The following is an 11,602-nucleotide window of genomic DNA, read 5'->3' on the forward strand; positions in this document are numbered from 1 at the left end:
AAGTGAAGTCACTGGAAGCGGATAAGATGCTCTGGCTTCAAAGTGTTAGAGCGCCCTTTGCGCGTTCGTCTGAACGCCTGGCGCTCCAAGACACGACACCCGGCCGTCGGGGTCATGCCGCCCGCATTTCCGCAAAGAAAACCGGCCTTGCCCTTGCGGGAACAAAGCCGGTCTCATCCTGTCTTCAATGCCGGCCGTTACAGCAAAATGCCTTCATGCGCGTTTTTTGTGACACTATTGTTTATGCTGACAATCGGCTCGCCACTTTTCTGGTCGCGCTGCACCGAAATCTTGTGCCGCGCGCCGTTGAGCGTCACTTCTGCGGAGTAGCCGTCCCAGGCCGCCGGCAGCACCGGCCGAATGACCAGCTTGTCGCCCTGTCTGCGGATCCCGAGAATACCTTCGACGCCGACGCGGTAGAGCCAGCCAGCCGAACCGGTGTACCAGGTCCAGCCGCCGCGTCCCGCCAGATCGCCTTCGCCATAGATATCGGCGGCGACGACATAGGGCTCGACGCGGTAGTGTTCCGCCGCCTCGCGGCTCTGCGCATGCGAGACCGGGTTCAGCATCTGGAAGACGCGCCAGGCTTCTTCCGCCCTGCCCTGTTCGGCGAAGGCCAGCGCCACCCAGGTGGCCGCATGGGTATATTGCCCGCCATTTTCGCGCACGCCGGGCGGATAGGCCTTGATGTAGCCTGGATCCTGCGACGTCCGCTCGAGCGGCGGCGTGAACAGCCGCACGATGTGCTGGTCCGGATCGACCAGTTCGGCCATGACCGCATCCATCGCCTTGAGCGAACGCTGCTCGTCGCCTTCGCCTGAGAGGACGCTCCAGGACTGGCCGATCGAATCGATCCGGCACTCGAGCGCCTCGCTGGTGCCGAGCGGCGTGCCGTCGTCGTAATAGCCGCGACGATAGTAGTCGCCGTCCCAGCCGGCGGTGTCGAGCGCCTTCTTCAGGGCTTCGAGATGCGCCTCCCAACGGGTGACGCGTGCCTGGTCCTTACGCTCGCGAGCGTAAGGCAGGAAGCCGCGGAGCGTGCCTGCGAGGAACCATCCAAGCCAGGTGCTGGTGCCCTTTCCGGCAGCACCGACACGGTTCATGCCATCGTTCCAGTCACCGCCGAGGATCAACGGCAGGCCGTTCTCGCCGGTCCGCTTGATCGCGAGGTCGAGCGCACGGGCGCAATGCTCGTAGACGTCGCCGACCTCCTCGGAAATCTCAGGCTTGTAGAAGGCGTCGTGCTGGCCCTCTTCGAGAGCCGGACCGCTGATGAAGGCGATCTGTTCTCTCAGGATGTCGGAGGTACCGGTCACCGAGCAGTAATGCGTAACGGCATGGGCGAGCCAGACGACGTCGTCGGATATCATCGTGCGCACGCCGGCGCCGGTTCCCGGCAGCCACCAGTGCTGCACGTCGCCCTCGACGAACTGACGAGCCGCAGCATTCAGGATCTGCGCCCGGGCAAGCTCCGGCCTGTGGATCAGGAAAGCCAGCGTGTCCTGCAGCTGGTCGCGGAAGCCGAAGGCACCGCTCGCCTGGTAGAAGGCGGAGCGGGCCATGATGCGGCAGCCGAGGCTCTGGTAGGGCAGCCAGTTGTTGATCATGGCGTCGAAGGCCGGATCCGGCGTTTCCACCTTCACGATATCGGTGAAATCGCGCCAGAACGTCTTGGCCGCCCCGAGCACCGTGTCGAATGCAGTCTCACGCAACTCACCGAGTACGGCACGAAGCTGATCCTCATTGTCGGCATCGCCGAGAATGAAGGTGACCTGCTGCTCGGCACCGGGTTCGATGGTCAGATCGGACGCAATGACCGCGCAAGGGTCGCCGTCTACGTCGACCGAACCCGAGAGATCGGCACCCGAAAGCACCGCCTGCGGCACGAGGATGCCGCCGAGCGAGCCCAGGAACTCCCGCCGGCTCGCGGTGTAACCGGCAGCCTGGCCGCCATCGGCGGTGAAGAACGCCGAACGACCGGCATAGTCGATGCTGTAAGGGTTGGTCGCAACCAGCGCCGCGGTCTCCTCATCCCACTTCGAGAGGATGAAGGGCGCCGAGCGGGCGCGGTTGTTACCGAGTACCCACTCGTTATAGCCGTAGAGCCTCAACCGCCGCGCCGTCTTCGCGCGGTTGCGGATCGAGACGCGGACGAGCTTTGCCGGCAAGCTGCGGTGCACCGTATGGGTCGCCTCGATCTCGAGGTCGTCCTGGGTGCTGCGGAAGCGCGAATAGCCGAGCCCATGCGCCGTTTCGAAGACGACGGAGCGGCGACGCGAGAGCGACGCATAGGGCGTCGATACCGAACCACTCTCCATGTCGCGGATGAAGATCGCCTCGCCCGGACGGTTGATGACCGTGTCATTGGTCCACGGCGTCAACTGGTAGTCGCGCGAATTGCGGCTCCAGGAGAAGGCCGCGCCTTCCGCCGAAACGTGGAAGCCGAACTGCTCGTTGGAGATGACGTTGATCCAGGGCTGCGGCGTCGCTTCGCCGCCACGAAGGCGCACGACATATTCGCGACCGCCTTCGGCAAAACCACCGAAGCCGTTCCAGAAGGAAAGGCCATCGCCCTTGATCTCGGCCGGGGCAACGTCTGCCTTCTCCTGCGGCGCCGCCAAAAGCGGTCCCACGAACTCGCCGCTCTTCTCCGCACCCTTCGCCGGCGCCGGCGAATAGAGCGAGTTGGCGCGGGCGATCTGGTCGGAGATCGTGCCGTTGCGGGCATGGAACACGGCGCGCGAGGCCGACAGCAGGGTCGACCAGGTCTCCGGTTCCATCAGGTCGCGGCGCACCGAGAAGATATGCTGGCGCGGGCCGTCCGAAAGGCCGCGAAGCCTCAGGTTCTCGCACATGGAATCCAGCGCATGCTGCATATCCTGCGCATAGGACGAGGCCCGCTCGTTGATGATGACGAGGTCGGCGGTGATGCCGCGGGCGCGCATATATTCCTGGGCGCGCAGCGCTTCACGTGCGATGCCGAGATCGCCGTCGTCGTTGATGCGGAGGCAGAAGATCGGGTAGTCGCCCGAGATCGCCAGCGGCCAGAGCTTCGACTGGGAGTCGAGGCCTGCCTGCACCGTCGCCGTGTCGGCACGCAGATGCATGTCCGGATAGACGAGGTAGCGGCCGAGCATCTGGAAGCTCGCGGCCTCCTGCGATGTCACGCCGACATGGCGCATCTGCACCTGGCTGCGGGTCCAGGCGTGGATGAGTTCCTGGTTGAAGGTCTCCGGATGGCGATAGCGGTCGATCGCGCGATCGACCTCCTCGCGGCTCGGCGCAGCGATTGTCCAGAAGACGACGCTGACCTTCTTGCCGGCGGGCACGCGAACGACGCGGCGCAGCGACATGATCGGATCGAGCGTAAAGCCGTCCGTGCCCGAAAGCACTGCGTCCGTGTCGAACGCGGCAGCTTCGGCAAGCGTCCGGCCCGGGCCGATGAAGCGGCGACGGTCGGTCTCCGCTTCCGTATGGCGATCGCTGCCGGCATTGTCGGTGACGAGATGCGCCACTTCCATGTCCGGGTCGCTGGAGCTGCGCTTGTTGCGGCTGACGCGAATGACGTCGCCGCGGCGGCTGATTTCCGTGCGCACGAACATCTTCGAAAAGGCCGGGTGCGCGCTGTCGGCCTCGTCGATCGAAAGCACCGGCTCGGCATAGGAGGTCACTTCGATGAAGCGATCCTGGGTGCCGGTGTTGAGCAGGATGACCCGGCGCCCTTCGGCGTCGTGTTCGGTGGCGACGATGCACTCGACCTCGCTGGTGAGGTCGCCGACGGTCTTGACGAATTCGGCCTTGTCGTCGCCGAAGCGGGTCAGCACCTTCTCGCCGGCCGCACGGCGCGGCTCCGATGTCGCGGACCACCAATCGCCGGTCGTCGTGTCGCGCAGGAAGATGAAGGTGCCGGTGCGGTCCTCGACCGGATCCGGCTTCCAGCGGGTGACGGACTGGCCGTTCCAGCGGGCATAGCCGGCGCCGTTGGCCGTCAGCATGACTGAGTAATGGCCGTTGGAGAGAAACACGGTCTCCCGGTCCTGTGCCAGCGGGTTCTCGATGATGCGGACTTCCGGACGCAGGAGATCGTCCTGACCCTTGCCGACCGATTCCGGCTCGCGCTTGGCATTCATGATCGGGATGTCGCGCGGCGCCTTTTCCTGCAGCAGCAGTTCGGCGGCCTCGATCACCGGATCGGCGTGGAACCACTCGCGCAGACGGCCATTGAAGACGACATTGGCGACAGCCGCGATCGACATGCCATGGTGGTGCGCATAGTAGTTGCGCACGACCGCACACTTCTGGCCCTCGGGCACACGCGTCGGCGTGAAGTCGACGGCATCATGGAAGCCGTAGACACCGAGTGCGCCGACCTCGCGCAGACGTCCGAGGTTGGCGAGCGCCGATTTCGGATCGTACATGCAGGCGAGGATCGAGGCGTAGGGCGCGATGACCGCGTTCTGGCCGAGGCCGCGCTTGAGCCCGAGCGTCGGCACGCCGAAGTTGGTGTACTGGTAGGTGAGCTCGTGGTCGCGCGCGTTGAACGCGGCTTCCGAAATGCCCCAGGGCGTGCCCAGACGGCGGCCGTGGTTGATCTGCTCCTTCACAATCAGATTGTTGGTCTGGTTGAGGATACCGCCCTGCCGCTCCTGCATCACCAGCGGCGGCATGAGATATTCGAACATCGAGCCCGACCAGGAGATCAGCGCGCCGCGCGCGCCGATCGGCACGATCGGACGGCCGAGCTTGTACCAGTGCTCCGTCGGCAAGTCGCCCTTGGCGATGGCAAACAGGCTGGTGAGACGTGCTTCCGAAGCGAGAAGGTCGTAGCAGGCCTCGTCGAGCTCGTTGGCGTTGACCCGGAAGCCGATCGACAGCAGGCGCCGCTCCGGCCGGAACAGGAAGCCGAAATCCATCGAGAAGGCGATGTCGCGGGCGCGATCCTTCAGCACCAGCAGGCGCTGGCGCAACGATTCGATCGCACCGAGATCGAAGACACCGTCGGAAATATGGGCTTCGCAGGTGCTGACGAGCGCATTTGCCCACTTCGTCACTTCGGTGCTCTGCGGCGTGCGCACCTCGTGGTCGAGGTTGACGGTGAGCTTGTGCATGTCGCGCGCCAGCACCGCGAGGTTGATCACCCGGATCGACGCGAACTCGCGCTCGCGCTTGACCGCGGCAAGCGCGTTCTGGAAGCCGACGATGCGTTCCTCGATCAGGCGACGCAGCGGCCGGACCGTCTTGCGGTCGTCGGGCAGATCGCGCAACACCTCCTGGAGGATCGCCACCACGTCGCCGATGCCGTCCAGGCTGCCCTGGACATGCGCCGACGGCGCCTCGGCCCAGTCGCGGCACATCGACGATACGGCAATCAGGTGACCGGCAAGGTTGCCGCTGTCGACCGACGAGATGTAGCGCGGCTCCATGGTGTCGAGCGTGTTCGTCCGATACCAGTTGAACAGGTGGCCGCGATACTTCGGCAGGCGGTCGATGGTGGCGATCGTCTGCTCCAGCCGGTTGATCGTCTCCTCGAAGCCGATCCAGCCGAAATCGCGTGCCGACATCACCGACAGCAGGTAGACGCCGATATTCGTCGGCGAGGTGCGCTCGGCCAGGACCGGCTGCGGCGTTTCCTGGAAGTTGTCCGGCGGCAGGAAGTGCTGCTCGGCGGTCACGAAGGTCTCGAAATAGCGCCAGGTGCGCCGGGCAATCAGGCGCATCTCGTCGATCGCTTCATCGGAGACGACGAGCTGGTCCTCGGTTTCGGCCGACTGGCTGACGAACCAGGCGACCGCAGGCGAAAGCGCCCAGAGCAACGCGAAGGGAATGCCGATGAACGGCAGGCCGGTGTCGGAGATCGCGGCAAGCGCCAGCGAAAGCGCCGAAAGCGCCGGCGCGATCCACATCGCGCGGTAGTAATCGCCAATCGTGCCGTGGCCGGCACTCTGCACCTGCGCGGCCGTGCGCCATTCGAGCATCAGCTTGCGGCTGACGAAGGTGCGGTAGAGCGAGCGCGCGATCGCGTCGCCCATCATCGCCGCATTGTGGGCGATGAAGACGATGCGGAGCGCCACTTGTGCATTGGCAGCGCGGACTTCCGTCAGCACCGCGTGAAGGTGGGCGCGGGCGACGATGTCGTTGCGGCGCGGCAGGAGGCCGTTGATCAGCGACAGGGTCGGGGCCACGAACAAGCTGAAGATCAGGACAATCTGCCAGATCAGCGCCTCGGTCGGCTCCATGTAGTACCAGCCCATCACCGAGGCGACGAGCCAGGCAAGCGGGATCAGCGAGCGACGCAGGTTGTCGTACATCTTCCAGCGCCCGAGCATCGACAGCCCGTTCGAGAAATTGAAGATGTAGGGCAGCAGCTGCCAGTCGCCACGCGCCCAGCGATGCTGGCGCGACATCTCGACCTCGTAGCGGGTCGGGAAGTCCTCGACGAGCTCGACGTCGGTTACCAGCGCGCAACGCACATAGGAACCTTCGAGCAGATCGTGGCTGAGAACGGCATTTTCCTGGATCCGGCCCTTCAGCGCCGCCTCGAAGGCGTCGACATGGTAGAGGCCCTTGCCGGTGAAGCTGCCTTCGCCGGCGATGTCCTGGTAGACGTCGGAAACGGTGAAGACATAGGGGTCGATGCCGCGGTTGGCCGAGAAGATACGCTGGAAGGCGGAAGCTTCGCTGCCCGTTGTCAGCGACGGCGTCACGCGGGGCTGCAGCAGGCTGTAGCCGGCGATCACGTCCTGTGTCTTAGGGTCGACCACCGGACGGTTGATCGGATGGTAGATCTTGCCGACGAGCTTCGTCACCGCATCGCGCATCAGGCGCGTGTCGGAATCGAGCGTCATCACGTACTGCACGTTGTCCGGCACCGTGTTGGCGCCCTGCAGGAACGAGGTGTCGCGGTCGCCGCGAAGCAGCATGTTCAGTTCGTGCAGCTTGCCGCGCTTGCGCTCCCAACCCATCCACACGCCTTCCTGCTCGTTGAACAGGCGGCGGCGATGCAGGAGATGGAAGCGCGTCTTGCCATCATAGGCGTAGCGCGCCGAAAGCTGAGCGATCTCGCGCTTGGCGTAGTCGAGCACATCGGAATCGGTGCTCGACTCCTCAACCTTGCTATCGGCCCAGTCGCTGAGCAGCGCGAAATAAATCTCGCCGCGCGGGTTGGCGAGGTAGTGCACCTCGAGATTGCGCACGAGTTCGTCGACATGGTCGCGCTTGGCAATCAGGCAAGGTACGACGACGAGGGTGCGGGCATGCTCGGGAATTCCCTCGAGGAATTCATAGCCGACAAGTCGCGATGGTCTGACGAACAGCGTCACCAGCGTGTTGAACAGGCCCATCGCGCCTTCGGACGCCGGCAGCGCGAACAGAAGCAGCATGATCAGCTTCGCGCCGTTCGGAATATCCATCGGACTGACGAAGGAATAGACGGCGATCATCGCCAGGATCGTCAAGAGGATGTTCGGGCCGGCGATCGCGAACCAGTCGAGCTTGCGGCTGATACGGATGATGGTCTGCAGCAGCGACGGTCGATAGCCGATCTTCTTCTCGAGCACCTTGCGCTGCTTGCCGACGAGGAAGGATCCGACGTTCGGCTCCTGCAGCGGCACTTCGGTCTCGGCCGCAGTCTCCGCCTCGCGCACCATCTCGATGGCGATCTGCGTCACCTCGTATTCGCTGTGACCGGAACGACGCGCGAGCTTCTCGATCGTGTCGCGATACTTGTTGCGCGAGCCGAAATCGAGCGCCGCATAGTCGGAGCCCTCGCGTAGCGCCGCGTCGATCTTGCTGACGCTTTCGAACCAGACAGCCCAGTCGGTATCGTCGATCTCGCGCAGGCTGCGGATGATGTTGCTCATCGTCGCATTGCCGGACGACAGGCGGTTCTGTTCGGCGACCAGCGCGTTTTCGACGTCGCTGCCGCGCCTCTCAAGCTGTTCCTCGATCCAGCCGATGACGGCACCGGAGGTCTGCGAGCCGTCACGCGTGCGGTAGAGCAGTTGCGCGACGAAGGTGTTGTCGGCAGCCAGCGCTTCCGATTCCGCAAGCAGCGCCCGATATTTCTCCGGATCGTTCAGGCGGATGATCTGGTCGGCAATGTCGTTCGCCTTTCGGCGCATGCCGCGCGAGCGCTCGACGCGGATGGCGATCCGGCGGAGGTTCTCGATCAGCACGAAGCGCAGGATCGACGGCAGCGCCCAGAGTTCGCCGATCTTGAAGGTGTCGTGCTTCTGGAAGCCTTCGACCATCGCCGTGATGCTATCGCGCGTCACCGTGCTGTGGGTGTGGGCGACATAGAGCCAGGCGAGCGCCATGGTGCGCGGGATCACCGTACCGGAAACCGAAAGCGTCGGCAGCTGGCGATAGAACCGACGCGGGAAATCGCGCCGGACCTCCTGGATCGCCTCTTCGACGACGTGGTGGTTGTCGAGCAGCCATTCGGCGGCCGGCGTGATCGTCGCCCCGGCTTCCACGTCCGCAGCGGTCGCGCGGTAGACGCGCAGGATCTCGCTCTCGTTTTCGCGATGCCGCGGCCGGAACTCGAACGGGAAGAATCCCGGCAGCGAGGAGGCACCCTTCACTGCGAGATCCTCGCCGCATTGCCGGAGGTCCTCCATCGAGAAGAAGGTGGCGCGGATCGAATCGTTGTAATCGATCTGCTTTGCTTCCGGTTCGCGCGGAGAGGTGGGCGGCGTTGTTTGAAGCTGCATGGGTACGGGTTCTGAATCCAACCGGGGTTGATCGGCCCGGTCCTCTTGGGGTTGCCGGGTTGGCTGCGGACCTGAGAAGTCAGGCTGAGCCGGCGCATTGCTAGACACGGTCATGTGTCCTCCCATCCACCGTCAATTCCCGCATGTGGGGAATTGGCGGTAACAGGCACCGCCCTCGACTGGGCATCGGAGATCGCAAAGCCGGCGGCGCATTGGTTTTCAAGGCCGCGGTGATGCATGAAAATGGCATTTTTTAGCCGTGGTGCCAACAGCTTGCAAGGATTGCTCATACAAGTTCGGACGATTTGCGCACAAACGAATCAAGCCGAAACCGGCCGCTGTGCGCGCCCCCAATGGCACTTCGATACAGCTCTCTCAATTGCCCTCTTCTCAAGCTTCATCGCGAATGGCAGACGAGGCGAAACGTGAAGCGGCGAGGAAGGTTCCCTCGATTCGTAGAAAAGCGTCGATCCGCTCAGCCCACTTGCTCGGTGATCCACTCCCGGAAGGCCAGGCTGATGGGGTTTTCGAGCTTACCCTCGGGCACGGCCAGATAATAGCTGTTTTCCGTCTTCATCGGCCGGTCGAGCACGATGCTGAGCGTGCCGGCGGCGATTTCCTGCTCGATCAGGTAACGTGGCAGCAGCGCGAAACCGAGCCCCGCCGTCGCCGCTTCGATCACCATGGAGAACTGGTCGAAACGGTTGCCGCGATAGGCGCCGCGGCCGTCCATGTCGTTGGCCTCGAACCATTGCGCCCAGAGCTTCGGCCGCGTGGCGAGATGCAGCAATGGGCCGGCGACGAGATCCTCGGGGGTCTCGATCGAATGGTTCGCCAACAGGGCAGGACTCGCTGCCGGCACGATGATCTCGCTGCACAGATAGCTGCAGGTGGCGCGCGCCCAGACCGGTTGGCCGTAATGAATGGCGAGATCGAAGTTCTGCTCGTCGAAATCGAAGGGCGCGGAACGGGAGGCGATGTTCAGCACCGTATCCGGATGGCGCTTGAGGAAATCGGGAAGGCGCGGCACCAGCCAGCGGCTGCCGAAAGTCGGGAGCGACGCGATCGAGAGCGTCGAGTCTGCCCGCGCCGAAGCCATGGCGCGCACCATCAGTTCCTCCGTCTGATTGAGGAGACGGCGAACCTCGGGCAGGAACTTCTGGCCGGCATCCGACAGGATCACCCGCTGGCGCACGCGCTCGAACAAAAGCACGCCGAGCTGATTTTCGAGATCCTTGATCTGCCGGCTGACGGCGCTTTGGGTAAGGTTCAGCTCGGCGGCGGCCTGCGTGAAGCTGCCGTGTCGCGCCGCGCATTCGAACGCCTGCAGCGTCGTCACGTCGGGAACCAGCCTGCGGCTTAACTTCATTCCAGCCTCGCATCAACATAGTCAGAAGCAACGCGATCAATGGCCAGTTCGATCGGATATGATCCGAAATGAGAATGACCTTGTCCTTCACCCATAGCGCGAGGCGAGCCCCAGTGAAAGAGAATAGTTTCGTATCGGCCGACGACATCCGTTCGTCCTTTTCCGCAGCCATGTCGGTCATGTACCGCGAAGAGGTGCCGGCCTACGGCACGCTGATGGAACTGGTCGCCAAGGTAAACGACGATACGCTCGCCGCCGACCCGGTCCTGAAGGAGCGTCTGGACGCCACGGATTCGCTCGACCGCATCTCCGAGGAACGCCACGGCGCAATCCGTCTCGGCACACCCGCCGAGCTATCGATGATGCGTCGCGTCTTCGCCGTCATGGGCATGTACCCGGTCGGCTACTACGACCTGTCGACTGCCGGTGTCCCGGTGCACTCGACGGCCTTCCGCCCCGTTGGTGACGCCGCTCTGAAGCGCAATCCCTTCCGCGTTTTCACCTCGCTTCTGCGCCTGGACTTGATCGCTGACGAGAGCCTGCGCGCCGAATCACAGGCGATCCTCGCCGAGCGCCGGATCTTTACGCCCGTCGCTGTCGAACTGACCGAAAAGGCTGAACGTGACGGCGGTCTCGACAAAGCCGACGCTGAGCGTTTCGTCTCAGAAGTGCTCGAAACCTTCCGCTGGCACGACAAGGCCAATGTCAGCGCCGACATGTACAAGCGCCTGCACGACGCCCATCGTCTGATCGCCGACGTCGTCTCCTTCAAGGGTCCGCACATCAACCACCTGACGCCGCGCACGCTCGACATCGACAAGGTGCAGGCGCTGATGCCGGAATACGAAATCGCGCCGAAGGCCGTCGTCGAGGGCCCGCCGACCCGCAAGTGCCCGATCCTTTTGCGCCAGACCTCGTTCAAGGCATTGGAAGAGCCTGTTTCCTTCAAGGATGCCGACGGCGCCTGGAAGGCCGGCTCCCACACCGCCCGTTTCGGCGAGATCGAACAGCGCGGCATCGCGCTGACCCCGAAAGGCCGCGCGCTCTACGACGACCTGCTCGACGCCTCGCGCAAGATCGTCCGCCCGGCCGCCGACGGCTCCAATGCCCGCGAATACGAAGCAGCCCTCGCCAAGGCTTTTGAGCCCTTCCCGGACACTTGGGCAGGCATCCGCGAAGCCGGCCTCGGCTATTTCAGCTACTCGCTGACGGAGAAGGGCCGCAAGGCCGGCGTCTCCCCGGCGCGTGACATCGAAGCGCTGATCGCGAGCGGTCTCGTCCAGTTCGACGCGATCGTCTACGAAGACTTCCTGCCGGTCAGCGCCGCGGGTATCTTCCAGTCGAACCTCGGCGACGTCGCCCAGCAGGACTTCGTCGCCAGCCCGAACCAGAAGCGCTTCGAAAGCGATCTCGGCGCCACCGTGCTCAACGAATTCGACCACTATGCCGGCATCGAGCAGGCTTCGATCGAAAGCTGCATCCGGGCCTTGACCGGCGCGATCGCTGCGGAATGATGCTTTTC

Annotated in this window: 3 protein-coding genes; 1 reads left to right on the top strand and 2 read right to left on the bottom strand. The window is 64.0% G+C overall.

Annotated elements, in window-relative coordinates:
- Window positions 1–197: 197 nt before the first annotated feature.
- Both ndvB and ACN9MO_RS17180 read right to left on the bottom strand, forming a co-directional pair.
- Entirely contained in the window at window positions 198–8,825 is an 8,628-nt protein-coding gene (ndvB, locus tag ACN9MO_RS17175) for a cyclic beta-(1,2)-glucan synthase (protein ID WP_113132348.1), read from the bottom strand.
- Between the two features lie 361 nt (window positions 8,826–9,186).
- Window positions 9,187–10,080: a LysR family transcriptional regulator gene (locus ACN9MO_RS17180; protein ID WP_112995633.1), complete on the bottom strand. Its 894-nt coding sequence runs from the start codon at window positions 10,078–10,080 to the stop codon at window positions 9,187–9,189.
- Between the two features lie 113 nt (window positions 10,081–10,193).
- On the opposite strand from ACN9MO_RS17180, the gene hglS reads away from it, so the two are divergent.
- Window positions 10,194–11,594 carry a 2-oxoadipate dioxygenase/decarboxylase HglS gene (gene hglS, locus ACN9MO_RS17185; RefSeq protein WP_113132347.1) on the top strand — a complete coding sequence of 467 codons (1,401 nt, stop codon included), beginning with the start codon at window positions 10,194–10,196 and terminating at the stop codon, window positions 11,592–11,594.
- The last annotated feature ends 8 nt before the right edge of the window (window positions 11,595–11,602 follow it).

The sequence above is a fragment of the Ensifer sp. R-19 genome, from assembly GCF_049905105.1.
Taxonomy (GTDB): Bacteria; Pseudomonadota; Alphaproteobacteria; order Rhizobiales; family Rhizobiaceae; genus Ensifer.

What these genes read in the sequence shown, in the direction of transcription:
- ndvB (WP_113132348.1), bottom strand. Translation starts at nt 8,825, where the DNA reads ATGACCGTGTCTAGCAATGCGCCGGCTCAGCCTGACTTCTCAGGTCCG.
- ACN9MO_RS17180 (WP_112995633.1), bottom strand. Translation starts at nt 10,080, where the DNA reads ATGAAGTTAAGCCGCAGGCTGGTTCCCGACGTGACGACGCTGCAGGCG.